This window comes from Maricaulis sp. B-26, assembly GCF_056857855.1.
In genome coordinates, this window is record NZ_JBSXNX010000025.1 from 15015 (window position 1) to 39775 (window position 24761).

General features: G+C 63.5%; 26 protein-coding genes. 13 read left to right on the forward strand and 13 right to left on the reverse strand.

Annotation, left to right across the window (positions count from 1 at the left end):
- Position 1: 1 nt before the first annotated feature.
- A complete protein-coding gene (locus tag AC13HB_RS11470; protein ID WP_482949897.1) occupies positions 2 to 247 on the reverse strand; it encodes a hypothetical protein in 246 nt (81 codons plus the stop codon).
- A 121-nt stretch (positions 248 to 368) separates the two neighbouring features.
- Between AC13HB_RS11470 and AC13HB_RS11475 the strand changes: the two genes are divergently transcribed.
- The gene (locus AC13HB_RS11475) at positions 369 to 1001 is read left to right on the forward strand and encodes a glutathione S-transferase family protein (RefSeq protein WP_482949898.1); all 633 of its coding nucleotides are present in this window, start codon (positions 369 to 371) and stop codon (positions 999 to 1001) included.
- Here AC13HB_RS11475 and AC13HB_RS11480 read toward each other — a convergent pair.
- The gene (locus AC13HB_RS11480; RefSeq protein ID WP_482949899.1) at positions 998 to 1702 is read right to left on the reverse strand and encodes a dienelactone hydrolase family protein; all 705 of its coding nucleotides are present in this window, start codon (positions 1700 to 1702) and stop codon (positions 998 to 1000) included. The genes AC13HB_RS11475 and AC13HB_RS11480 overlap by 4 nt on opposite strands.
- A 51-nt stretch (positions 1703 to 1753) precedes the next feature.
- On the opposite strand from AC13HB_RS11480, the gene AC13HB_RS11485 reads away from it, so the two are divergent.
- The 6 genes from AC13HB_RS11485 to AC13HB_RS11510 all read left to right on the forward strand — a co-directional run bounded on the left by AC13HB_RS11485 (position 1754) and on the right by AC13HB_RS11510 (position 7689).
- The gene (locus tag AC13HB_RS11485) at positions 1754 to 2002 is read left to right on the forward strand and encodes a DUF6489 family protein (protein WP_482949900.1); all 249 of its coding nucleotides are present in this window, start codon (positions 1754 to 1756) and stop codon (positions 2000 to 2002) included.
- Between the two features lie 4 nt (positions 2003 to 2006).
- Positions 2007 to 3323: a tRNA uridine-5-carboxymethylaminomethyl(34) synthesis GTPase MnmE gene (gene mnmE, locus AC13HB_RS11490; protein WP_482949901.1), complete on the forward strand. Its 1317-nt coding sequence runs from the start codon at positions 2007 to 2009 to the stop codon at positions 3321 to 3323.
- 137 nt (positions 3324 to 3460) lie between these two features.
- Positions 3461 to 5320, forward strand: coding sequence for a tRNA uridine-5-carboxymethylaminomethyl(34) synthesis enzyme MnmG (gene mnmG / locus AC13HB_RS11495; protein ID WP_482949902.1), 1860 nt, complete (start codon positions 3461 to 3463; stop codon positions 5318 to 5320).
- Entirely contained in the window at positions 5320 to 5943 is a 624-nt protein-coding gene (gene rsmG / locus AC13HB_RS11500; protein WP_482949903.1) for a 16S rRNA (guanine(527)-N(7))-methyltransferase RsmG, read from the forward strand. The genes mnmG and rsmG overlap by 1 nt, the downstream gene beginning before the upstream one ends.
- Positions 5933 to 6778 carry a ParA family protein gene (locus tag AC13HB_RS11505; protein ID WP_482949904.1) on the forward strand — a complete coding sequence of 282 codons (846 nt, stop codon included), beginning with the start codon at positions 5933 to 5935 and terminating at the stop codon, positions 6776 to 6778. The genes rsmG and AC13HB_RS11505 overlap by 11 nt, the downstream gene beginning before the upstream one ends.
- Positions 6775 to 7689: a ParB/RepB/Spo0J family partition protein gene (locus AC13HB_RS11510; RefSeq protein ID WP_482949905.1), complete on the forward strand. Its 915-nt coding sequence runs from the start codon at positions 6775 to 6777 to the stop codon at positions 7687 to 7689. Before AC13HB_RS11505 ends, AC13HB_RS11510 begins: the two co-directional genes overlap by 4 nt.
- Here AC13HB_RS11510 and holA read toward each other — a convergent pair whose 3' ends face one another.
- From holA to AC13HB_RS11530, 4 genes are read right to left on the reverse strand one after another with little or no spacing between them, the layout of a single operon-like run.
- Positions 7690 to 8745, reverse strand: coding sequence for a DNA polymerase III subunit delta (gene holA, locus AC13HB_RS11515; protein ID WP_482949906.1), 1056 nt, complete (start codon positions 8743 to 8745; stop codon positions 7690 to 7692).
- Positions 8739 to 9239, reverse strand: coding sequence for an LPS assembly lipoprotein LptE (gene lptE / locus AC13HB_RS11520; RefSeq protein WP_482949907.1), 501 nt, complete (start codon positions 9237 to 9239; stop codon positions 8739 to 8741). Before lptE ends, holA begins: the two co-directional genes overlap by 7 nt.
- Before the next feature lie 4 nt (positions 9240 to 9243).
- Positions 9244 to 11841 (reverse strand): leucine--tRNA ligase, encoded by a 2598-nt coding sequence (gene leuS / locus AC13HB_RS11525; protein WP_482949908.1) that lies wholly within the window; start codon positions 11839 to 11841, stop codon positions 9244 to 9246.
- A gap of 45 nt (positions 11842 to 11886) precedes the next feature.
- A complete protein-coding gene (locus AC13HB_RS11530) occupies positions 11887 to 12387 on the reverse strand; it encodes a DUF3576 domain-containing protein (protein WP_482949909.1) in 501 nt (166 codons plus the stop codon).
- A 265-nt stretch (positions 12388 to 12652) separates the two neighbouring features.
- Here AC13HB_RS11530 and AC13HB_RS11535 point away from each other — a divergent pair, with 265 nt between their 5' ends.
- Both AC13HB_RS11535 and AC13HB_RS11540 read left to right on the forward strand, forming a co-directional pair.
- Complete coding sequence (locus AC13HB_RS11535; protein ID WP_482949910.1) at positions 12653 to 13918, forward strand: porin; 1266 nt, start codon at positions 12653 to 12655, stop codon at positions 13916 to 13918.
- Between the two features lie 104 nt (positions 13919 to 14022).
- Complete coding sequence (locus AC13HB_RS11540) at positions 14023 to 14460, forward strand: NtrZ family periplasmic regulatory protein (protein ID WP_482949911.1); 438 nt, start codon at positions 14023 to 14025, stop codon at positions 14458 to 14460.
- Here AC13HB_RS11540 and AC13HB_RS11545 read toward each other — a convergent pair.
- Complete coding sequence (locus AC13HB_RS11545; RefSeq protein WP_482949912.1) at positions 14432 to 15067, reverse strand: thiamine phosphate synthase; 636 nt, start codon at positions 15065 to 15067, stop codon at positions 14432 to 14434. The genes AC13HB_RS11540 and AC13HB_RS11545 overlap by 29 nt on opposite strands.
- Here AC13HB_RS11545 and AC13HB_RS11550 point away from each other — a divergent pair.
- The gene (locus AC13HB_RS11550) at positions 15066 to 15743 is read left to right on the forward strand and encodes a YggS family pyridoxal phosphate-dependent enzyme (protein WP_482949913.1); all 678 of its coding nucleotides are present in this window, start codon (positions 15066 to 15068) and stop codon (positions 15741 to 15743) included. The two genes, AC13HB_RS11545 and AC13HB_RS11550, sit on opposite strands and share 2 nt — an antisense overlap.
- A gap of 8 nt (positions 15744 to 15751) precedes the next feature.
- Here the strand turns inward: AC13HB_RS11550 and AC13HB_RS11555 are convergent, their stop codons facing one another.
- The gene (locus AC13HB_RS11555; RefSeq protein ID WP_482949914.1) at positions 15752 to 16252 is read right to left on the reverse strand and encodes a L,D-transpeptidase family protein; all 501 of its coding nucleotides are present in this window, start codon (positions 16250 to 16252) and stop codon (positions 15752 to 15754) included.
- 273 nt (positions 16253 to 16525) lie between these two features.
- Here AC13HB_RS11555 and AC13HB_RS11560 point away from each other — a divergent pair, with 273 nt between their 5' ends.
- Entirely contained in the window at positions 16526 to 17212 is a 687-nt protein-coding gene (locus AC13HB_RS11560) for a response regulator transcription factor (RefSeq protein ID WP_482949915.1), read from the forward strand.
- 19 nt (positions 17213 to 17231) lie between these two features.
- Entirely contained in the window at positions 17232 to 17852 is a 621-nt protein-coding gene (locus tag AC13HB_RS11565; protein ID WP_482949916.1) for a DUF922 domain-containing protein, read from the forward strand.
- Here AC13HB_RS11565 and xth read toward each other — a convergent pair.
- The 4 genes from xth to AC13HB_RS11585 all read right to left on the reverse strand — a co-directional run bounded on the left by xth (position 17849) and on the right by AC13HB_RS11585 (position 22767).
- Entirely contained in the window at positions 17849 to 18658 is an 810-nt protein-coding gene (gene xth, locus AC13HB_RS11570; RefSeq protein ID WP_482949917.1) for an exodeoxyribonuclease III, read from the reverse strand. The two genes, AC13HB_RS11565 and xth, sit on opposite strands and share 4 nt — an antisense overlap.
- A 16-nt stretch (positions 18659 to 18674) precedes the next feature.
- Complete coding sequence (locus AC13HB_RS11575) at positions 18675 to 19283, reverse strand: hypothetical protein (RefSeq protein ID WP_482949918.1); 609 nt, start codon at positions 19281 to 19283, stop codon at positions 18675 to 18677.
- A 319-nt stretch (positions 19284 to 19602) separates the two neighbouring features.
- Entirely contained in the window at positions 19603 to 20274 is a 672-nt protein-coding gene (locus AC13HB_RS11580; RefSeq protein ID WP_482949919.1) for a LolA family protein, read from the reverse strand.
- A gap of 72 nt (positions 20275 to 20346) precedes the next feature.
- Positions 20347 to 22767: a DNA translocase FtsK gene (locus tag AC13HB_RS11585; protein ID WP_482949920.1), complete on the reverse strand. Its 2421-nt coding sequence runs from the start codon at positions 22765 to 22767 to the stop codon at positions 20347 to 20349.
- 107 nt (positions 22768 to 22874) lie between these two features.
- Here AC13HB_RS11585 and AC13HB_RS11590 point away from each other — a divergent pair, with 107 nt between their 5' ends.
- Positions 22875 to 24149, forward strand: a complete 1275-nt coding sequence (locus AC13HB_RS11590) for a UbiH/UbiF/VisC/COQ6 family ubiquinone biosynthesis hydroxylase (protein WP_482949921.1) — start codon at positions 22875 to 22877, stop codon at positions 24147 to 24149.
- 18 nt (positions 24150 to 24167) lie between these two features.
- Here the strand turns inward: AC13HB_RS11590 and AC13HB_RS11595 are convergent, their stop codons facing one another.
- Entirely contained in the window at positions 24168 to 24692 is a 525-nt protein-coding gene (locus AC13HB_RS11595) for a DsrE family protein (protein ID WP_482949922.1), read from the reverse strand.
- Positions 24693 to 24761: the final 69 nt, after the last annotated feature.

The window sequence follows — 24761 nt, forward strand, 5'->3', positions numbered from 1 at the left end:
CTCACTTTTCCTGTAGCGTGTGGCTGTCCGCTGCAGTGAGATCAAGTCCGTAGACGGTCCTGAGCTGGTCGATCTTGGTGATCGTATCCGCGTCGAACGGCTTTTTCCCCTCGAAGGCATGCCAGACGATCCCTTCGAGGAGATCGCCCAGACTCAGATCGAGGTATTCCGCAAGTGCTTTCAGAGTCTTGAGGGTTCTCACCTCGATGCGTACGCCGGTTTGGGTTCGGGAAATAGTATTGGTCATTCTGTTATTTTGGTACCAAAATAACATGTTTTCAATACCGGATAGTCTTCATGCGGTAGGAAAGGCTTTTCGGGAGACCTGATTCGGGCTTCGATCCCCGCATCTGGATCTGGAGATACTCATGGCTGAACAGACGACGCTGACGCTTTATCACGCGCCTAGCACGCGATCGGTGCGTGTGCGGTGGCTGCTCGAGGAAATGGGGCTGGACTACACGCTCATACCCGTCCAGTTCGACAAGCGTCCGGCCGGTGACGAGGCCTATGCGCAAATTCACCCGCTACGCAAAGTGCCTGCGCTGACGGATGGTGATGAGCGGATTTTCGAGTCGATCGCTATTATGCAGTACGTCATGGGCCGGTATGGACCGACCGAGCTCGACGTCAAACCGGACGAGTCCGACTACGGCACCTATCTTCAATGGCTGCATTTCGGCGAAGCCGGCATGATGTTGCCGGTTTCCCTGCTGCTTGCTCATACCGTCCTTCTGCCTGAAAAGGCGCGGAGTGAGAGCATTGCTAAATCCGCCAAGCAGGATGTCGACAAATTGCTCGATATGCTCGGATCGACAGGTCTGGAGCGGCGGGAGTATCTCGCCGCTGACCGGTTTACGGCCGCAGATGTGTCGGTAGGGTACATGCTCTATCTGCTCAAGCTGATCGGTCAGCTCGGGGATGCGCCCGATACGGTCAAAGCCTATTTCAGACATCTGACAGGCCGCGCGGGCTGGAAGACGGCAAGCGCCCGGGACTAGGTTTCGGCCAGATGTTTGCGGAAAAAGGCCAGCGTCCGGTCATTGGCTGACCGGGCGCTGTCCGCGCTGAAGTGGGCACCTTCCGGACGGGCGAAAGCGTGGTCGTCGTCCGGATAATCGTGGATGGTGACGCGCGGGTGGGCGTCGAGCCCGGCGTGGATCTTTGCCTGGGCTTCCGGCGGTACGAACTGGTCCTTGCCGGCGACGTGCAGCAGAACCGGCGTTTTTATATTGGCAGCTTCGTCGAGTAGGTCGTCCAGACCCACGCCATAATATCCGACGCTGGCATCGCTCTGTGTGCGACAGGCGGTCATGAAGGCAAGCCGGCCGCCCAGACAATAGCCGACCGCGCCGACCTTGCCATTACAACCCACTTGGCCGCGCATCCAGTCGATCGAGGCCTTGATGTCCTCGATCCCCGCATCCTGGTCGAAGGCCTGCATGAGTTCGAAGGCCCGTTTCCATTCGGCTTGCGACTTGTCCGTAAGTTGTACATCCGGTTCGAGCCGCCAGAAAAGATCCGGAGCGACAGCGAAGAAACCTTCCTCAGCCAGCCATTCGCAGGCGGCGCGCACGACAGCGTTGACGCCGAAGACTTCCTGGAGCACGACGACGCCTGGACCGCGGCCCGATTTCGGCGTCGTGTAATAGGCCGAGAACTCCCCGGCCGGGCCCTGGATTCGGATGTCTTGACCGGCCATGTCATGCTCCTGTTCATTGCTCGGATACCGGCAACATCCTGTGAGGCGCCCATGAAGGTCAATATCGATATCGAATGCACGCCGGAGGAGGCCCGCACCTTTCTCGGCCTGCCTGATGTCACGGCTCTCAACGAGCGCCTGACCGAGGAGATGGTCAAGCGGATGGAGGCCAATATGGACAGCCTCGATCCGGAAACCCTGATGCAGCAGTGGACCAGTTTCGGGGGCCAGATGACCAATCAGTTCATGGATCTGATGCGTCAGGCGTCCGGCACGCCAGGCTCGGACCGGAGCAAGTAGCATCGTGCAGACCAGCGTCTACGCCCTGTCGACACCGCCCGGCCGATCCGGCGTGGCGATCATACGACTGTCGGGTCCCTCCAGTGGAGGTATTCTCGATGCGCTGGCCGGGCTGCCGCGGCCCGAGCCGAGGGTCGCGGCCCTGAGAGCCTTGCGGGACAGCAAGGGCGGGGTCATCGACCGGGCGCTGGTGCTCTGGTTCGAAGGTCCGAACAGTTTCACTGGCGAGGACTGCGCCGAGTTTCACGTGCATGGCGGTCCGGCCGTCATCGAAGCGACGCTGGCAGCGCTGGACGAGGCGGGCGCCTTGCCGGCCGAAGCGGGCGAGTTCACGCGCCGGGCTTTCGAGAACGACAAGATCGATCTGACGGAGGCCGAGGGTCTGGCCGACCTGATCGAGGCGGAAACAGCTGGTCAGCGCGAGCAGGCCCTGTCCCAGATGTCGGGCGCCTTGCGGTCACTCTATGAAGGCTGGCGAGAGGATCTGATCCGGGCGATGGCTTCCATCGAGGGCGAAATCGATTTTCCCGACGAGGCGGATGTCCCGGACGCGCTCTCGCACCAGGCCTGGGAACCGCTTACGAAGCTTGTCCAGTCCATGGAGGAGCATCTCGACGACGGACGCCGGGGCGAGCGCATCCGGACGGGCTTCTCCATTGCGCTGATTGGCGCTCCGAATGCCGGAAAATCCAGCCTGCTCAACAGGCTGGCGCGCCGTGAGGCTGCGATCGTCACTGATATTCCGGGCACGACGCGGGACGTGGTCGAGGTCCGTGTCGTGATGAGCGGGTTTCCTGTGGTCATTTCGGATACTGCCGGGATCCGTGAAGCCGTGGATGCGATCGAAGCGGAGGGCGTCCGAAGGGCGCTTGACCGTGCCGAGCACGCTGATCTTCGTATCGGGGTGGTGGATGCGCGATCCGAGGAGGAGCTCCTGGATTTGCAGGGACGCCTCGAACCCCACGATCTGCTTGTACTCAATAAGCTGGATCTGGCGCCCGACAGGACGCGGGACGGCGCCTATCGCTTGAGTGCGAAATCGGGCGAGGGCGTGGATGCTCTGGAGGCCAGGATCGAGGATATCGTGCGCGATCGCCTGAGTGCGCGTGAAATGCCGGCGCTAAGCCGGGCGCGTCATCGCAAGGCGGTAGAGACGGCGCGCGAGGCCTTGCTCCGCTGCCGTGACAATCTCGCGGACGCGCCCGAACTATCCGGAGAGGACGCACGCCTGGCCGTGCGGGCTCTGGAAAGCCTGACGGGACGAGTGGATGTCGAAGACGTGCTGGACCGTGTCTTCAGCCAGTTCTGCATCGGCAAATAAAATACCGCGCTGTTTCACGTGAAACATTGACCATGCCGGTCCGCTGACCCTCGACAGCGAAGCGTGGGAGCTTTATGTAACCCGACCCTTTGTGAGAGCGCCGACCGAGCCTGCGGCGCACGGCAGGAATCGAAACCATGAAGTCCTGGGATGTCATCGTCATCGGCGGCGGCCATGCCGGCTGCGAAGCAGCGGCGGCTTCTGCGCGTCTGGGCGCCGCTACCCTTCTGCTCACGCACAAGCTCGAAACCATCGGCGAGATGTCCTGCAATCCGGCGATCGGTGGCCTCGGCAAGGGACATCTCGTCCGCGAGGTGGATGCGCTGGACGGCGTGATGGGCCGGGTGGCGGACGCTTCTGGCATCCAATTCCGGCTTCTCAACCGGTCGAAAGGCCCGGCGGTTCGCGGCCCGCGGACACAGTCCGATCGTGCGCTTTACAAAGCCGCGATGCAGGCCGATTTGGCCGGCACACCCAATCTCGAGATCCGCTCTGCAGCGGTTGAAGACCTGATTTTCGATGGCCGGACCTGTGTCGGCGTGATCGATGGTGCCGGCGTGGCCTATGCCGCGCCGTCCGTGGTTCTGACGACGGGCACCTTCCTGCGTGGGATGATCCATAAAGGGGAGGAGCGTATCCCGGCCGGACGAGCGGGCGAAGCGCCGGCGATCGGTCTGGCCGACACTCTCTATGGTCTCGACCTGCGCATGGGCCGGTTGAAGACCGGGACGCCTGCGCGGCTGCGGAAGTCCTCGATCGACTGGGGAAGTCTGGAACAACAGGCCGCCGATGCGGAGCCTGTGCCCTTCTCATTTCTCACCGATCGGATCGAGGTCCCCCAGATCACTTGTGCGATCAGCCGAACCACGGAGCGCACTCACGCCATCATCCAGAAGAATATCGAGCAATCGGCCGTTTATAGCGGTGCGATCTCCGGGCGTGGGCCGCGCTATTGTCCGTCCATCGAGGACAAGGTCGTGCGCTTTGCTGACCGGACCAGCCACCAGGTCTTTCTGGAGCCCGAGGGTCTCGACGACGATACGGTTTATCCGAACGGGATTTCGACCTCGCTGCCTGATGATGTCCAGGTCGCCTTCCTTCGGACCATGCCGGGGCTCGCCGATGTCGAGGTGAAGCGCTACGGCTACGCCATCGAATATGATTACGTCGACCCACGTGAGCTCGATGCGCGGCTGCAGTTGCGCTCCGTGCCGGGCCTCTGGCTGGCCGGCCAGGTCAACGGGACTACGGGATATGAGGAAGCCGCAGCCCAGGGCGTGATGGCCGGCTTCAATGCCGCACTGTCAGCGCAGGGCCGAGAGCCTTTCGTGCTCAGCCGGTCCGAAGCCTATATCGGTGTGATGATCGACGATCTCATTACGCGCGGCGTGAGCGAGCCCTATCGCATGTTCACCTCACGGGCCGAGTATCGTCTGACCCTGCGCGCCGACAACGCCGATCAGCGTCTGACGCCGAAGGCTATGGCAATCGGCGCCGTTTCGGATGCGCGGCAAGATCGTTTCACTTGGAAGGCCGACGCGCTTGAGCACGCCCGTGGCCTCGTCAACGGCTTCAGCCTGACTCCCAACGAGGCACGCAAACATGGATTGACCGTGAATTCTGACGGCAAGCGCCGCACGGTGAGCGAGCTGCTCGCTTATCCTGATATCGCATGGGCCGATATCGCCCCGATCTGGCCGGAACTTGCCGAACTTGACGGGCGCATCGCCGAACAGATCGAGATCGAAGCCCTTTACTCCGGCTATCTCGAGCGTCAGGAGGCTGACATTCTCGCTTTCCGTCGTGACGAAGCCGTACAGCTACCCCGCGATCTGGATTATCGGTCTGTTGGCGGTCTGTCGAATGAGGCGCGCGAAAAACTCGAAACGGCGCGTCCGGAAACGCTCGGCCAGGCTGCGCGGATCGAGGGCGTCACACCGGGTGCTCTGACAGCGGTCCTGGCTCATGTGAAGCGCCGCAATAAAGAGGCGAGTTAGTGACCCGCGAGGAATTTGCCGAACGGACCGGTGTTTCACGTGAAACACTCGAGGCCTTCGACCGGTGGCGTTCGCTCCTGGTGGAGACCAACGCCCACACCAATCTGGTCGGACGCTCGACCCTGGAGCATTTCTGGGAGCGGCATGCGCTGGATAGTTTTCAGCTCATGGAGCATCTGCCGGCAGGCGTGACGCGTATCGCGGATCTGGGTGCCGGAGCGGGCTTTCCGGGCATAGCCCTGGCTTTGGGCTTCCGCGATCAGGGACGCGATGTTCCTGTCGTCATGGTCGATTCCGTCGGCAAGAAGGTCGCGTTTCTCAGCAAGGTGATTGCGGAGCTGGGACTCAACGCTGAAGCGCGATCCGTACGGGTCGAGACGCTCGACCCTGCAGAAGGCTTCGATCTCGTGACCGCCCGGGCCTTCGCTCCGTTGAATAAATTATTGGGATATGCCGCGCCGCTGTTGAAAAACGGGGCTCAGGGCCTGTTCTTCAAGGGTCAGCGCTATCAGGATGAATTGACCGAGGCTCGTAAACACTGGACATTCGATAGCGAAGTCATTCCAAGCCTCACAAGTGAGGGTGTCATCCTGCGCATCAACGAGGTCGAGCGTGTCCGATAAGCAAGAGCGCCCCAGAGCGCCCCGCGTCATAGCGATCGCGAACCAGAAGGGCGGTGTCGGCAAGACGACCACGGCCATCAATCTCGGAACGGCCCTCGCGGCCATCAAGCAGAAGGTCGCTATTATCGACCTCGACCCCCAGGGCAATGCCTCCACAGGTCTCGGCGTGCCCCCATCCCAGCGTCAGATGACCTCCTATGACGTCCTTGTGGAGGGCGACCCCCTGACATCGGCGCTGGTCCCGACCGTGGTTCCGGGTCTCTCCATCGTCCCCTCGGACGTTCTGTTGTCCGGCGCCGAACTCGAACTGGCCGACGATCAGCGCCGATCCTATCGCCTGAAACGCGCGGTAGATCAGAGCATTCGTGCTCTGGCGGAGAAGGATGACCATCTCGATTACATCCTGATCGATTGTCCGCCCTCGCTGAACGTCCTTACCGTCAACGCCCTGACAGCCGCTGACGCGATCCTCGTTCCGTTGCAGTGCGAATTCTTCGCGCTTGAAGGCCTGACCCAGCTCATCAAGACGGTCGAGAGGGTTCGTGGACACCTGAACACGCATCTGGATATCCAGGGCGTGGTTCTGACCATGTATGACAGCCGCAATAATCTCTCCGCGGAAGTCGCAGCGGACGTGCGGGCGCATTTTGGCGACAAGGTCTACAAGACGATGATCCCGCGGAATGTGCGCGTGTCAGAAGCGCCGTCGGTCGGAAAGCCGGTTCTGCTTTACGATCTCAGCTGTACCGGATCCCAGGCCTATATCGGCCTGGCCAAGGAAATCGTCCAACAGGAAAGAAAGCGCCGCCGCGCTGAACAGGGTGAAGTCGCATGAGTCCGTCCGAGAAGAACCGCCGCCTGGGTCGCGGCCTGTCTGCCCTGCTGGGTGAAACCGAGGGGGAGAATTACGAGGCCCCGGAAGGCGGCGACGGCCCGCGCAACAGCCGGGACGGCGTGAAAACCCTGCCCATCGAGCAGATCCGCCCCAATCCGGACCAGCCCCGCAAGACGATGACCGAGTCGGAGCTGGATGCGCTGGCGGATTCGATCGCAGACAAGGGTATTGTTCAGCCTATTCTCGTTCGTCCGCTTACCGGTGATGATGCGCAGTACGAAATCGTGGCTGGCGAACGCCGCTGGCGCGCCGCACAGCGCGCCCGGCTGCACGAAGTGCCCGCTCTGATCCGTGAGCTCACAGATCGCGAAACTCTGGAAATCGGCATCGTCGAGAATGTCCAGCGGTCGGATCTGAACCCGGTGGAAGAGGCCCAAGCCTACAAGCAGTTGATCGACCGTTTCGGTCACACCCAGGATGATGTCGCCCAGGCTGTTTCGAAAAGCCGAAGCCATGTCGCCAACATGGTCCGCCTGCTGGCTTTGCCGGCCGGGGTACTGGAATTCCTTGCCGATGGCCGCATTTCCGCCGGTCACGCGCGTGCGATCGCGACGGCGCCGGACCCGGTGAAGCTGGCCGAGGAGATCGTCGCACGCGGCCTGTCCGTGCGTGAGGCGGAACGTCTTGCCCGAGCGGCCCAGACCGGCGAGGCGCCCGAGAAAAAAGCGGCCCAGAAGGCCGACAAGGATGCCGATACGCGGGCCTTGGAGGCCGATATCGCGTCGCGCCTGGGGCTCAATGTGGATATCCGGCACGGGGCCAAAGGCGGTGAGATTCGCGTCCAGTATACGACGCTCGAGCAGCTGGACGATGTTTGCCGCCGCCTCAGCGGCAATGCCACGGCAGGCTGATCAGCGTGCGACCTGCGCCGCACCGCGCGCCAGCCGGAGCAGAAGGTCGCCGACAAGCGCTTCGGCCGGGCTCCCCGACCGTTTGACCTGACGCTCCGCATCGAAAGCCAGCTGCCGGGCGTGCTCCAGACGACGGCCCTTCCAGAGCGTCAGCTGCCGCTTGAATGCGGCTGCCTGGGGGCCGTATCGAGGCGCACCGGACCGGGCCATTGCGCCTTCATCTCCGCCGGCAGCCTGGACGCTACCGATCTGGTCGAGGCGCCGCTGCAGGGTTCTCAATATGGCAACCGCACTGCCGCCCGCACTCATCGCGCGGCCATAGGCATTGTCCGCAAGCCGGCTCTCTCCGAGGAGGGCATGGGCGAGAATGACGTCCATCTGCGCATCGCCTTCACCGGCCGCGATGGCCTCGATGTCCTCGAGCGTAACCATGTCATCGCCGTCCGGACGCTGGGAGCGGAGTCCCTTGTAGAGGATCAGCTTCTCGATCTCGCCGCGGGCCAGCGCCCGGTCACCTTCGAGCCGCGGCAGCCAGGCATTGCGCGCTTCGGGTGCAATCGAGAGCCCCTCAGCCTTTAATTGGTCTTCGCAGAGGGTTTCGAGCGATTGAGAATTGTCGGCGTAACACGCTATAGCCATTGCGTTTTTGGCCGGTTCAAACGATTTTCGAAGCTTCCCTCGCGGCGTTAAATCGCCGGACTCGACCAACAGCACGGTTTGCGGCGCGAGAGAGCCGCTCTCGATCTCGGAAATCAGCTCGACGATCGGCCCGTTCCCGGTCTCGCCGGAAAGCCGGACCCGGACGAGACGCTGCCCTCCGGTGAGCGACATGGCGACGATCGAGTCCGCGAGCGCCGCCGGATCGGACTTGAGGTCGTCTTCGGTGAGTTGGGTGAGAGCGAAGGGGTCGTCCGGATCCTCGAGGATCGCGGAAGCCAGCGCATTGGCGCGTTCGTGGGCGAGGCCCCGGTCGGGGCCGTAAATGAGGTAAGCCTTGATATTGGGATCCGGACGGCGGACCCGGGAGTCGGCGTCGCGTGGCGATACCTTTACCACGTATCTGCGTCCTGCATCGCGCGGGCGAGTTCGGCCGTCAGGCGTTCGGCAGCCTGGTCCGCAGCCCGGGCCTGGGCGTCTTGCTCGGCCGTCACGGACGCATAGACCGAGTCCGCGACATCATAAGAGGCCAGGGCGGCGATGCTTCCTTGCAAGACAGGTGAAGAATCGCCGTCCCGGAAAAGCTCGTACTGGACATCCAGATTGATCGCATAGCGCCGCACAACGGCATCAGCACCAACACCAAGGCCGATAGAGTCCAGGTCCGTCCGCGTGCGTAGCGTGTATGGACCGTCGGCGTGCCGCGCGCCCATGCGGTCCAGCAGCGCCTCCTGGAGCAGGAAATCGACGCGCTCCTCGCCGGTCTCGACGCGGATATCAGAAAGCCCGGCAGCGATGCCGCCATTGCCGTACATGGGCGAGAAGCCGCAGCCCGTTGCCGTCAGGCCGACGGTGAGGGCCAGGCTGGCAATGACGGAGCGGCGTGAGCGCATGAATCTAACCTGCGACGATATTGACGATACGATCGGGTACCACGATCACCTTGCGGACTGTAAGCCCTTCCAGCGAGCGCGCCACCCCGTCATTTTCCAGAGCCAGCGTTTTCACCGCCTCTTCGTCGGAGCCCTTGGCAATCTCGATCTCGCCGCGGCGCTTGCCATTCACCTGGACGGGCATGGTCACCGTGTCGTCCACGAGCAGGGCCGGATCGGCGTCCGGCCAGGGCGCGTCGATGACGAGACCTTCGCCACCCAGATGGGCCCAGCATTCTTCCGCCAAGTGCGGAATGAAGGGCGCGATCATGCGGGTCAGGATACCCAGGGCTTCGGCCTTCGCGGCAATGCCGGACGCGTCAGCGGGTTCGAACTTTCGCACGGCATTGACCAGGTCGTGAACCTGCGCCACCGCTGAATTGAAACGGAATCCCTCAATTGAATCCGTGACGGATTTCAGTGCCTTGTGGGCAGCCTTGCGAATATCCAGAGCCGCGCCCTCGGCCTCCGAGGCGATTGTCAGCGGACCCGGTGCACCCTCGGGCAGAGAGGTCACGGTAGTCCAGAGGCGCTGGATGAAGCGCCAGACGCCTTCGACACCGCTGTCCGTGTATTCGACGTCGCGTTCCGGCGGCGAGTCCGACAGCACGAACCAGCGAGCGGCATCGGCGCCATAGCTCTCGATGAAAGCATCCAGGTCGACGACATTCTTCTTCGACTTGGACATTTTCTCGATCGAACCGACGCTGACCGGCGCACCCGTCGCGATCTCTACGGTCTTTCCGTCCCGACGTTCGACATCATCGGGCGAAAGCCATTTTCCGTCGGCCGACTTGTAGGTCTCGTGCGTGACCATGCCCTGGGTAAACAGACCCTCAAAAGGCTCGCCGCCCGGAAGGTTCATCAGGCCGCAATCATTGAGGGCCCGCGTGAAGAAGCGCGCATAGAGCAGGTGCAGGATCGCGTGCTCGATACCGCCGACATACTGGTCGACCGGCATCCAGTGTTCCGCATCCTTTGCGAGGAAAGGCGTGGTCTCGTCCCAGGGTGAGGTGAAACGCAGGAAATACCAGGACGAACAGACGAAGGTGTCCAGCGTATCGGTCTCGCGCGTGGCGTCCTTGCCGCACTCGGGACAGCTCGTGTGCTTCCAGGTCGGATGGCGTTCGAGCGGATTGCTGGGATGGTCGAAGGTGACGTCTTCGGGCAACACGACCGGAAGCTGGTCTTCGGGAACCGGGACCGCGCCGCAATCGTCGCAGTGAACGACCGGGATCGGACAACCCCAATAGCGCTGGCGCGAGACGAGCCAGTCGCGGAGACGATAGCTGGTGGCGCCCGTCCCGAGTTTGCGGGCTTCGAGCTCAGAGATGGCGCGTTCGATCGCGTCCGTGGTGGAAAGCCCGTCCAGGAAGCGGGAATTATAGATCGTGCCATGGCCCGTATAGGCCTCGTCCTCGATCGTGTGCGTCGCCGCGTCCGTGTCCGGCGGCAGGACGACCGGATTGACCGGGAGATTGTATTTGCGGGCGAAATCGAGGTCGCGCTGATCACCGGCCGGCGAGCCGAAAATGGCCCCGGTGCCGTAGGAGGACAGCACGAAATTTGCGCTCCAGACCGGCAATTCCCATGAATCGTCAAAGGGGTGCTTGACGGTAATCCCGAGGTCGACACCCCGTTTAGGCGCCGTCTCGATCTCTTCTTCCGTCGTCCCCATCCGGGCGCACTCATGGGTGAAGCGATCGATCTCCGGATCGTCTTCCGCAAGGGCTCGGACGATGGGATGGTCCGGGGCGAGCGCGAGGAAACTGGCGCCGAAGAGCGTGTCGGGGCGGGTCGTGAAGACGTCGATCGTCTTGCCGAACCGGTTCGCCAGGGCGGGGTCGGAAAGCGGGAAATTCACTTCCGCCCCGCGCGAGCGGCCGATCCAGTTGGCCTGCATGGTGCGGACTTTTTCAGGCCATCGCTCGAGCGTATCCAGCCCGTCGGTCAGCACATCGGCATAATCGGTGATCTTGAAGAACCACTGGTCCAGCTCGCGCTGTACGACGAGAGCGCCGGAGCGCCAGCCGCGCCCGTCTATCACCTGCTCGTTGGCGAGAACGGTCTGGTCGACCGGGTCCCAGTTGACCTTTGCGGTCTTGCGATAGGCCAGCCCCTTCTCCAGCAGTTTGACGAAGATCGCCTGCTGGTGACGGTAATAGGCCGGGTCGCAGGTCGCGATCTCGCGGCTCCAGTCCAGCGCAAGGCCGAGACGCTGAAGCTGGGCGCGCATGACCTCGATATTGTCATAGGTCCATGCGCCGGGATGTACGCCGCGATCGCGCGCCGCATTCTCGGCCGGCAGGCCGAAGGCGTCCCAGCCCATCGGATGGAGCACATCGAAGCCGCGGGCGCGCTTGTAGCGCGCCACCACGTCGCCCATCGTGTAGTTGCGGGAGTGTCCGACATGGATCCGGCCCGAAGGATACGGAAACATTTCAAGGACAAAGTACTTAGGCTTGGAAGCCCCGTCTTCCGGGCCGGCGGCACGGAATGCATCACGCTCCGCCCAGACCGACTGCCACTTCGGTTCGGCCTCGCGGGGATTGTATCGGCTCATGGTCATGACTCGTGGCGAGAACCCGGCGTCCGGGCAGCTTCGGGCCTAGTCTTCAAGCTGGGCAATACGAAGCTGGCGGGCGCGGGTCAGGATCGCGTTTTCGATTTCGTAGGCGGTGTCGCTGCCGGTTTCCGCATCGATCCAGCCGCCCGTCTCGTCACGCACCTGGCGGAAGACATTGACCGCAAGCGCGTCGGCACGCAGGCGCGTGTCGAGGATGTAGACGGTGAGCTTGAAGCGTTCCGTCGTCATCTGCGGGTTCGCGTACCAGTCGGTGATGATCACGCCACCGAAGGGGTCGACCTCGGAGAGCGGCATGAAGCTGATCGTGTCGAGGCTGGCGCGCCAGAGATAGCTGTTGACGCCGATGCCTTCGACTTCGACGTCCGAATTGCCGCCACCGAGCGGATTGGGCAGGGACGGCAGACGCAGGCCGGAACGGGAATCGCTGGCGCTGTCCGCAGCGTCGGCCCCCCGGGATGCGCAGGCAGGCAGGGCGAGGATGGCGGCAGAGAGGATGGCTCCGAGGATCCGACGGTCGGACATGTGCCGATACTCCTTCGATACAGACGGCGAATACGCGCTGAAATGGTGCTGATGCGAAAGCACAGCATATTTTGAAGTGCTTGTATAACACGCAATATCAGACAAGCCAGCGCCGAAAGGCACCCTTTTAAAGCGTGGCACGAAGGCAACAGCTGACAGTTAACACTCGTGTCCGCATGGGCTCATGCTTGACCGGAAGAGCGCGGTAACCTCCTGTAAGGTGCGACGTCCGGGGGGACGGGGCCGATCGGCGGGACCGCGAGTCATGATGCGGACAAAAAGCGCGATACTTTTCGCAGCTCTGTCCGGAGCACTTGCGGGCCCGCCGGCAACGTTCTGGGGGCAGGCCAGCGCCCAGGACGCTTATTTCACCGAAGACAATGCGAGCGGCGTGTTCACACCGCGTATCGATGCGGGTGTTGTTCTGCGTGATGCGGACGCCGGTGACACGCTTCTCTTCGATCTCGATGCCGAGCTCGAATACGAGACTTTCAGTCATGCCGGACGCCGTTGGGGCTGGGTCCTGGGCGGCCGGATCGAGCGCGACACGGCGCGCCGCGGCTGGGGTGGGCTGGCGGGAGATTGTCCTGCCGGGGCAGCCGATTGTGCGAGTGTGGAGGCCGGGGGCGCCCCGGCACCGGTCACCGGCCCTGTATCGGGTTTCTACACAGCGGGGCCGGCGGACCGGGATCAGACCCGCGCCGTGCTCGATGCCGCCTATCTCTACACCGATACGGGGTGGGGCGAATTGCGCCTCGGCTACGGTCCCGGTGCAGCCAATCTCGATACAGAGGGGGGGCCGACCGCCTTCCGGCTCAGCCGGGCGGATGGCGGCCGGATCAATACGAGCGAGCTGACCGGCGCCCGCACGCGAAACCTGACGTCCGGCCACGATCCCAAGATCGTCTTTCAATCGATCGCGCTGGGTCAGGAAACCAGTGTCGGGACACTTGAGGGGGCGTTCTCCTATACGCCGTCGGTGCGCGTTTGCGGAGTGGATTTATGCGCTCGCGAATATGGTGCCGCCGGCCGTCTGACACCGCTCGCGGACGATGTGGTGGAGGTCTCGCTTCGCTACGCGCTGCGCCGCGGCTCGCATGAATGGGCCGTCAGCGCCGGCTTGGCCGAAAGCCGCGACGCGACGGGCCGGCCGGATTTCGAGGGCATCACGACCCTGGATGCCGGCCTCTCCTGGCGCCATGGCGACTGGCGCGCCGGTGCGCGCTGGTTGCGCTCGGACAACGGGATCGCTGCCGGCGACCGGGATTACGAGGCATGGTCGGCGTCCGGGGGTTACGAGACGGGGCCCTGGCTCTGGACCGTCGAATACGCGGCGTTCAGCGACGATCTCGTCCATGTCGACGGACAGACCTGGCAGGCGAGCGGTTCGCGCCTGGTGGGTGAGCGGTGGCTGATCGGCGCGGGAGTCCAGGCCTCCGAGCGCCGCGAGCCTCTCTTGCTGGGTGGCGTTCGGACCGTCGCGGAGCGGGACCGGACGACAGGCTTCGTCGAACTCGGCTGGCAGTTTTGACAAATCGGCAACAGCTGACGGGATTCTGAAGCCGCCGCCGCAGATTCTCCTTGGGGCGCTCCGGCCTGTTGCGGTACAAATGTCCTGCTGAGGGAGATTTATCAATGGACCGGCGCCGCCATCCGATTGATTTCATTGGCAAGATGATGACGGGGGCCGTTCTGGCCGCCGCCCTAGTCGTGTGCGCGTCTCCGGCCTTTGCCCAGGATGCTGCCGTGACCGAGTCCGAGGCCGATACGCCTTGGTACGAGGCCTTCACTCTGTCCATGGACGAAGCCGTCCATCCGGAACTCGGCGAACCGACGACCTTTACGCTCGAGTCCTCCGGTGGCCGCTGGGGCATCACGCTCGGCTTCGACGAAGAGACCGATACCCGCTTCCAGCGCGAAGATGTCAGCGCCGGCGCTTACGTCAATCTCGGTAGCCGCATCCGCCTTGGCGGTCAGGTCCGGATTGCCACGCCTGAAAGCGAATATTTCGACTGGATGGAGACCGAGGAGCGCCAGCCCGAGGTCAAGTTCGAGTCCGCTCTGCGCTTCTGATCGCGTCGATCACTGCCAATCCCGACCATCCCAGACCGGCAAGCCGTGCGCCCGAGCGCGCATCGACCCCTCCGAGGGCATAGACCGGCATATCCGTGCTGCGCACGGCGGCGCTTGCGGCAAACAGGCCTTTTGCCCGGCCTGCACTGGGACTCCGGCTGGGAAATACCGGCGACAGAAGAGCGGCATCCATGCCCGCAGACCGGGCCCGGCGGAGTGCGCGTCCACCATGGGCCGCCACCGTGAACAGCCGGCGGTCGCCCCGCGCCCGCCGGCGGGCGGCTTCCGCCAGCCTTGCCTCCGGCCAGTGTATTCCGTGCGCGCCGCAATCTTCGGCAAGCGCCATATCGGCAGAGACGAAAAGAAAAAGTCCGCGGTCATCGGCGATTTCCGCGAGGGCGGCCGCCGTCGAAAACCGGTCCGTGGCCCCGAAATGGCGGTAGACCAGACCGGTACCCGGCGCGAGCCCGGCCGCGAGGCCGAGCGGGTCCGGCGTCCGGCCCGGATCGGTCAGAACGAGAAGCGGGGGCAGATGCAGTATCGTCCGGTCGCGATTCCGCTCCGCCAGACTTGCCATCCGGCGAGCCGCGTCATAAGGCGGCGTCATGTCTGATCTCTCCGATATAGCCACCAACCGAACCCGCCTTCTCCGCGATATCGAGCACGCCGCCCGCGAAGCCGGGCGCGATCCGAGTGATATCAGATTGGTTGCCGTGTCAAAGCGCCAGCCTGATGCACGCATCGATGCGGCCCTCGCAGCAGGCCAGCGCGTTTTCGGCGAAAACCGGGTACAGGAAGCGCAGGCGCATTGGCGTGACCGGCGCGACCGCTACCCCGATCTGGAATTGCGGCTGATCGGTCCGCTGCAGACGAACAAGGCTGCCGAGGCCGTCGCCCTGTTCGACGTGATCGAGACGCTGGACCGGGAAAAGCTGGCCAGAAGCCTGCGCAAGGCGATGGATGAGCAGGGGTGTAGCCCCCGGCTATACGTCCAGGTCAATACCGGGGAAGAAGACCAGAAAGCCGGTGTGCTGCCGGCCGAGCTTCCCGCTTTCGTCGAGCGGATGCGCTCCGAATATGAATTCCAGATCGCGGGCCTGATGTGTATTCCGCCTGTCGTGGAACCCGCCGGCCTTCATTTCGCACTGCTGGCCAGGCTGGCCCGGGACAGCGGTATCGAAGCCCTCTCGATGGGCATGAGCGAGGATTATGCGACGGCGATCGGTCTCGGTGCGACGTCCGTGCGTGTGGGGACAGGCTTTTTCGGTCCACGAGAGAGCTGACCGGCCCGTCAGCTTATGACGATATGATCCCCCGGCCGGATCTGTGCGAGCAGGCTTCGGACATCATCCGGGTCAAGTGCGATGCAGCCGAGCGTCGGCTCGTAATCGCCGCGCTTGCAGTGCAGGAAGATCGCAGATCCCATCCCGGCCACCGGCGGATCGTCATTATGGCCCAGGACGAGGATGATGTCGTAGAGCCCGTCTTCGCGCCACATTGCCTCGTGGGAAGCGGTATAGGGGCGCCGCACCGGGCGATTGTAAGCCGGGTCCGCCGGGTCGTCGCACCAGCCGTCATCCTCGCGCAGAGCCCTGACGGGCAAGGCCGTGACCGGGGGCTCGACACGGTCTGGGCGATAGAGGACACGCCTGACCGGCCAGCTGCCCAGGGGCGTAGCCCCGTCGCCCTCACGCTTGTCTGACGCGCTCGTGATGCCGCCTTTTCCCAGTGCAGCGCGTACGGTCCGGCCGTTCAGCTGGAACTTCCCGTCCTGGCTAACCTGCCAATCCATGTCCCTGTCCTGTAACGATGCTGGCGACCGGAGCGGTAACTGGTGGTCGGCGAGGGACGCCTTTATCGTGCGAAAAGCACACAGGCGTCCACTGCGCCTCCCCCACCACGGATGGGTGTCCGGCAGGCGGACTCGTGGGATAAGAAGCAAAATCGGGACCAGAATCAGAATGTTGCATGGCTATGGAATGGCTCTTGCGCTGCAGGAAATGCCCGGCAATCATTGCCGGCCGGCAAAATTTGCCTTGCTGGCCAAATGGGGCATGATCACGATATGAGCGTTCAGAAATCGATATTGATCGTCGACGACGACGAAGATCTTCGCGAAGCGCTGATCGAGCAATTTGCCCTCCACCAGGAGTTCCGGACCCTGTCCGCCGAAACCGCCGGTGGCGGCATGCAGGTCGCACGCGACGAGCGGGCCGATCTCATCCTGCTGGATGTGGACCTGCCGGATATGGATGGTCGTGAAGCCTGCCGCCTCATGCGCAAGAACGGGATCACTGCGCCCGTCGTCATGCTGACAGCCCAGGATACCGATGCCGATCAGATCCTCGGGTTGGAATCCGGCGCCAACGACTATGTGACCAAGCCGTTCAAATTCTCGGTTCTCCTCGCCCGCGTCCGCGCACATCTGCGCAGCCATGAGCAAAGCGAGGATGCCGTCTTCCAGGTCGGCCCCTACGAATTCCGGCCGGCCATGAAACTGCTCCTGACGGCAGACGAGAAGAAGGTCCGGCTGACGGAAAAGGAAACCAATATCCTCAAATACCTTTACCGGGCTGGCGGCAAGCCGGTGCCGCGCGACGAGCTTCTGCACGAGGTCTGGGGTTATAATCCGGCTGTCACCACGCATACGCTGGAGACCCATATCTACCGGCTCCGCCAGAAGATCGAGCCGGAGCCGGCACATGCGCGGCTTCTTGTGACGGAGAGTGGCGGATATCGTCTGCAGACCTGACAGATAGCGGAGACCCGGCGTGATACCGATTTATGCGGGCATTCTGACCGGGCTGACCGGCATCCTCACGGCGGCGCAGCCGTCGGGTATTCCAGAAGCTCCGGACCTTCCTGAACGGCCCGGCATCATCGTGATCGTCGGGGTCGACAGCTATTCCGTGGACGGGCGACGTTTTCGCCACGCGGTCGAAGCGATCGAGGCGGCTCGCCCCTATTCGCCGCCCAGCGAAACGCAGTTCGGGATCAATTACGGCTATGGAGCGGCCGAGGTCGAGGCCGGTTGCCTTGCGACCGGGCTTGAACTGACGGTAACGCTCGATCAGGTCTATCCGCGCTGGTCCGGCTATGGCGAGGCCAGTGGCATGTCCCAGCGCCGCTGGGACGAACTCTTGCAGCAGCGCCGGGATCACGAGACCGGCCATGCACGCCTTGCGGTGCACGCAGCCGAACTGATCCACGCAGACCTGGGCGATCTTGGAGTACAGCCTGATTGCGACCAGCTCCAGAGCCGTGTCGACGGGGCACTGCGCGCGGCGTTGAGCCGCCTGAACCGCTGGCAAAACCGGTATGACAGCGCCACGGGCAATGGCGACAGGCAGTCAGGTTTCGATATCGACGATTATATCGCCTCGCTCGACTAACCCATTCTGAGAACGACCGGAGCATGGTCGGACGGCTTTTCCCAGCCGCGCACATCTTCCCAGATCCGGAACGCGTCTCGCCCGCCCTCAAGCGCACGGTCGCGGGCCGCCGGAGCCGCCCAGATATGGTCCAGACGCCGGCCACGATTGGCCTTGCGCCAGTCGCGGGCGCGGTAGCTCCACCAGGAATAGACCTTCTCGTCCATCGGGATAAGTTCACGTGCAATGTCCGAGAAGTTTCCGGCCAGACGGATGCGCTCAAGCGCGTCGGTCTCGACCGGCGTGTGGCTGATCACCTTTAGCAGCTGTTTGTGCGACCAGACGTCGTTTTCATAGGGCGCGATATTGAAATCGCCGACCAGGACCAGCGGGGCGTTATCGGCGGCCCGTTGTTTGAAATAGGTTTCGATGCGGTCGAGGAATTCCAGCTTGTGGGCGAAGCGCGGATTGATGGCCGGGTCGGGCTCGTCCCCACCGGCCGGAATGTAGAAATTATGAAGTTCGAGCCCTTCCACGCCGACGCGCTGATGACGCGCTTCGGCCCGGGGGCAAAGATCCTCGTCGCCGAGATCCTCGAGCGGGTATTTCGACGCGATAGCGACCCCGTGCATGCCTTTCTGGCCGCGAACGTGGAAATGCCGGAAGCCCATTTCGCGGAAGGCGTCTTCCGGGAATTGCTCGTTCTGACATTTGATTTCCTGGAGGCAGAGCACGTCGGGATCTGCCTGGCGTACCCATTCCGCGACCATGGGCGCGCGCAGTCGTACGGAATTGATGTTCCAGCTTGCCAGAGTCAAAGCCGTCATGATCGAAACCTTCGTCTTACAGGATGTTGTAGGTTGAGCCGGCCAGGCCGACGGGCCAGCGGCCACGCGCGAAAAGGCGCCAGCGAGCGAGGAAAGGATGTGGCGGATCGTCGCCTTCCGCCTCGGCGAGGATTACCAGCGCGGCACCGTTCGCCGCCTGGGCGAGGGCGCCCGCTGCGGCGTGAACCAGCTCCATGTCCTCGACATCACCCATAGCGGCCGCATCCTCGACCGCGTCGCGGGCGGAATCGCCGGTGCGTTGGGCGATCATGGTCATGGCCGCTTGCACGGCTTCTTCGTCGAGACGCTCAAGCACACGGCTGACAAGACCTGTCCGGAGCATTTCCTCGGCTTCCCAGCTCATCGGATCCCGGTCGAGCGTCTCCGCCGCGCCGGCGGCTTCATCCCAGTCCTGCAGCAGGGCCGGTTCGGCGTCGGGGAAGCCAAGACCATCCAGATAGGCGTGCGCGAGATGCTTTTCCCGGTCGTCCAGGGGCTCCCCCAGTCGCGAGAACCAGGTGTTCGCGTTCAGGCTCTCGGCGAAGGCCTTGGCCTTGTAGAGAAGCGGGATTTCCTCGAGCAGACGGGGAATGTCCGCGTTTTCGGGATCATCTTCGAATTGCATGCGCAGATATGTAACGACCCCGGCCGGGAGTGGACAGGGGTAAAGCGTGTTGTGCACTGCTTATGGGGTATTGATGCGGGGCCAGAAAGCAAATGCGCCCGATCTCGAGGGGGAGGAGATCGGGCGCACAGCCATGCGCTTGTCTTTTCCAGCGCAGCGCCGGGAGGGGATCAATCCGGCGCGACCGAGATGGGATCCGCAAGCGGGGGGACGACGCCGATCCAGTTCGTCTCAGTCAGCGTTACAATAACGCCACAGCTGCCGGCTTTTGACAAATAAAAAATGAGAAAGGGTTTGCGTGTGGCGGATTTGTCGCACCCTATCGGCGGCCGCGTCGCGAGTCGCGACGGTCTTCCGGCTCAGGAATCACGAAATTGCGCGGATTGACCCGAATTCCGGTTTCCATGTCGGCGAGGGACACGCGAGTCACTTCGCCGAGGGCGTCCGTCACGAACCATTCCCGCAACTCGTAATTCGGTTCCGCGAACACGAACATGATCCGTCCCTGCACGTCCTCGTCCGGGTCTTCCAGCGTGACGTAGAGGAAACCGAATTCACTTTCCACCGATACGATATTCGCATCCGCGGCAAGATCGATTTCCGGTTTCAATATCCACCAGAGTGGCGTCGATCGCAGCGGCACGCGATCCACGGTTTCCAGTGCGGTGTCCTGTATGGCGATTGTCGTACCGTCCGCGATGACGCGGATCGGGCTGGGATCGTCATAGTCGAAGCGCAGCCGTCCGGGGCGTGCGATAACCAGATGACCGCGGGCCAGAGAACCGTCCGGCGCCACCTGGTTGAAGCGCGCACGCAGTGTCTCGATAGAGTTGAGATAGAGATTGACTCCGTCGAGCGCGGCCTCGGCATCGAAAGCCTCCGTCGCCGGCGCGACTGCGGCGGCCTCCGCCGGAGCAGGCTCGTCTGTTGACGCCTGGGGGAGGGTTTCGGTGGCCTGAAAAAGGGCCAGGGACAGAACGAGTGAAATCATGATCGCAAGCTCGCAGGCCAATGCGGCACGAGCAAGGCCGCAATGTTCATCCTGACATCAGAAATCCGCGTTTCAGGCTACGTCGTGCTCGGGCAGGAATATCTCGCGGCGGCCGGCATGGTCGGCGGGGCCGATCATGCCCTCCTCCTCGAGGCGCTCGATCAGCGTTGCCGCGCGGTTATAACCGATCTGCAGACGACGCTGGATATAGGAAGTGGAGGCCTTCCGGTCGCGCGCTACCAGGGCCACGGCCTGATCGAAGAGCGCATCGCCCGAGCCTTCGCCGTCCATGCCGGGAATTCCGTCTTCGTCGTCATCGCCACCGGCTGTGACCGCCTCGAGATATTCCGGCGCGCCCTGCTTCTTCAGGAAGGCGGCGACGTCCTCGACCTCCCTGTCGGAGACGAAGGGGCCGTGCAGACGCCGCAGACGGCCGCCCGAGGCCATGTAGAGCAGGTCGCCCATGCCGAGGAGCTGTTCGGCGCCCTGCTCGCCGAGAATGGTGCGGCTGTCGATCTTCGAGGTCACGGAATAGGAGATACGGGTCGGGAAATTGGCCTTGATCGTACCCGTGATGACGTCGACAGACGGCCTCTGGGTCGCGGTCACGAGGTGGATGCCGGCGGCACGGGCCATCTGGGCGAGACGCTGGACTGCAGCTTCGATTTCCTTGCCGGCGACCATCATCAGGTCGGCCATCTCGTCGATCACGATGACGATATAGGGCATGCGTTCGGCGGCGATCGTCTCGGTCTCGAAGATCGGCTCGCCGCTCTCCTTGTCGTAACCGGTCTGAACTGTGCGAGAGAGCGCTTCGCCGGTTTCGAGCGCTTCGGCGACGCGCTCGTTGAAGCCGGCTACATTGCGCACGCCGACCTTGGACATGCGCAGATAGCGGCTTTCCATCTCCCGGACAGCCCATTTCAGGGCCACGACCGCTTTTTTTGGATCGGTTACGACCGGGGTCAGAAGGTGCGGGATGCCGTCATAGACCGAAAGTTCGAGCATTTTCGGGTCGATCATGATCATCCGGCAGTCTTCCGGCGGTAGCCGGTAGAGCAGAGAGAGGATCATGGCGTTGATGCCGACCGACTTACCAGAGCCGGTGGTACCCGCTATCAGGAGGTGCGGCATGCGCGCCAGGTCCGCGACGAAGGGTTCGCCGCCGATCGTTTCGCCGAGCGCGAAGGGAAGCTCCGCCTTGGCGTCCTCGAAGGCCTTGGAGTTGAACAGGGCACGCAGGAAGACGGTCTCGCGCTTGGGGTTGGGCAGTTCGATCCCGATCGCATTGCGCCCGGGCACGACGGCGACACGGGCCGCCATCGTGCTCATCGAGCGGGCGATGTCGTCGGCCAGATTGATGACGCGCGAGGACTTCACGCCCGGCGCAGGTTCGAATTCGTAGAGTGTGACGACCGGTCCAGGCCGGACCTGGACGATCTCGCCCTTTACCCCGAAATCCGACAGCACGCCCTGGAGCAGTTCCGCATTCTGGCGCAGGGCCATCTCGTCTACGGCATCATTGCGGACGTCCGGCTTGGCCAGAAGGTCGAGGCGCGGCAGTTTGAAGCCTTCCGACCGGGCGAAGGGAAGCGCGCCCTGGGCTTCGCGGGCAGCACGGTCCGATTCCCTGGCCTTGCGGGCCGCCGCGACCTTCACCGCATTGGATGCGGAAGCTGCCGCGGCAGCCTCGTCCGGATCGATCCGGGTCGGCGTGTCCGCATCGGCGGCACGCATGGCACGGCGCAGCACCGGTTCCTCGCGTTCGAGCGGCGCTGAGGCCGGGTCGTCATCCTCGCGGCCGCCACCGAACAGGTGGGCCAGAGCAGGACCGCGTTCTCGCAGCGCATCGAACCAGACCCGAAGCGTCGCCCATGCGAGGCCAGCCGCATCCACGGCCGCGGTCAGATCGCGAGAGCGCAGGCCGAAAGTGAAAAATATCCCGACCACGCAGACGGCAAGTGCGAAGGCGGCGGCCATGCCATTCGGGGCCGGAAGGTCGAATTGCGCCGGAAGGCTGGCGAGCAGGCCGAGCGACACATCGCCAATGACGCCGCCCAGCCCGCTCCCGAAGGGCCAGGCCTGCGGCAGGGGCAAGGCGCTCGCAGCGGTCGCGAAACCGGCCGTGGCGAGAATGGCGAACAGCCAACGCAGGCCGGCGACCGATGGCGGACGCTGGCGCGGTGTACGCCAGACCAGAATACCGCCCCAGATCAGCAGCGCTATCGCCGGTCCGCCGGCTGCCCAGCCGGCCGTTTGCAGCAGGAGGTCGCTCGCGGTCGCTCCCGGGCGTCCCATCCAGTTCCGGACCGCCCCGTCGGCCGCGACGTTCCAGCTGGGGTCCAGCACGTGATGCGACAACAATGCCGCCAGCAGGAAGCCGCCGCCGAGCAGCATGGCGCTCCCGAACATCAGGTCGAACAGGCGCAGGCGCCATTGCGGCTTGGCGCGTTGGACAGACTTGGGCTTGGCGGACTTGGTCTTGCGGGTCATGACACTGTCCTAACCCTGTAAGGGTTCCCGGATGGTAAAGAGACGTTAACGGACCTGCGGCGCGTTGACCGCTTCCATCATCGCGCAAACCGCCTATTCTCCGCGCCATGACGCAGAAAACCCTTTTCGACGGCGATGTGGTGATCGCGGGTGGCGGTCTCGCCGGCCTGACGCTGGCGCTCGCCATGGATCAGGCTGGTCTGAGCGTGGCCGTGGTGGACATTCTCCCCATCGACGATCAGCTGGCTCCGGAATTCGACGGCCGCGCCTCCGCGCTGGCCTATACCTCCTGGCGCATGTTCGAGGCGCTGGGAGTTGCGGATCATCTCCGCGAGTACGCGCAGCGGATCGAGCATATTCTGGTCTGCGACGGTCGGCCCTATGGCGAGCTCAAGCCAGGTGGTCCGGGTCCCCACAGCCTGCATTTCGACCGCCGCGAGATCTCGCCGGAGGATGATGGTGAGCCGCTGGGCTGGATGGCGGAAAACCGCTATTCGCGCATGGCGCTCGGCAAGACCTTGAAAGCGCGACCGGCAATCCAGCTCTTCGCTCCGGCGCGGGCGACCGGTTACGAACACCGTACCGGCGGCATCGACCTGCTACTGGAAGGGGGCGATCGTCTTCGCGGCAAGCTTCTGGTCGCTTGCGACGGCAAGTTTTCGCGCATCCGCTCGCAGGCGAAGGTCCGCACCGCTGGCTGGTCCTACGGCCAGAAGGGTCTGGTGACCACGGTGCAGCATGCCGAGCCGCACAATGGCGTGGCCTATGAATATTTCCTGCCTTCAGGTCCGTTCGCCATCCTGCCACTTACTGACAATCGTTCCTCGCTCGTCTGGACCGAGCCGGACGATGTGGCCGATGCCCTGAAAGCTGCGCCCGATGCCGTGTTCCAGGAAGAGCTGGAAAACCGGTTCGGCGATTTTCTCGGGGATGTGCGCCCCGTCGGCCCGCGTTTCGCCTATCCGCTGGGGTTGAAATTCTCCGAGCGATTCCATGAAGACCGGATCGCCTTCGTCGGCGATGCCGCGCGCGGCATTCACCCGTTGGCAGGTCAGGGTTTCAATCTGGGCATCCGGGATGCGGCCGCCCTGGCCGAAGTCTGCGGCGATGCCAAGCGGGTCGGTCTCGATGTCGGCGCCGTTACGACGCTGCAGCGCTATGCCGATTGGCGCAAATTTGATAGCGCCACACTCGCGGCCGGGACGGATTTCTTCAATCGCCTGTTTTCCAACGACATCGAGCCGATCCGGCAGATCCGCGGCCTCGGCCTGTCCCTGGTCAACAGGATCGGTCCGGCGCGGCGTTTTTTCATGCGTCAGGCCGGAGGCGAGACGGGCGATCCGCCGCGACTTCTCAAAGGCGACAGGCTCGACGCAGCTTGAGCAGCGTCTTGTGTCCGCCTAGAACGGGTTGACCGAATAGCCCTCGGCATGGAGCAGGGCATGGGCGGTCATGGCCGACAGCGCCATATCGACTCCGGGCAGTAGGTCCTCCGCCCCGACATCGTACCAGGCGGCGCTCTGCCCGCAGACATAGATCCGCACGCCATGGGCGGTCAGGGCCTCGACCAGTGCCGCATTGGCTTCGGCGCGCACGGTGGTGACATCGGACACGGCCTGACCGTGTACAACGACCGCCAGGTGGATGTTCTCTACGGGTACTCCATTGGCAGCATGCATATTGATGAAGCGTGCAGCGCTGGACAAAGTCCGGTTCAGCTCGCCGTCAGCGGCGCCGGACGACGCGTCGAAGGCGTGGCGCAGCACCACCCCGTCCGGAATCTCCATCTCGATGTCCACATCGGCGATATCGCCGAATTCCGGGATAACGGGACCCGGATGGAAGTCGTCAGGACCAGCGAAAACGGGGGCGGCGAATATCAGGCTCGCGGAAGCGAAAGCAAAGAGGGAGGCGGTTCGCAACATGGCCAACTCCTGTGACAGACCTGGTGCGAGGCTAGAAAATTTCCTCACGCTTGTCGCGCTTTCTCTCCG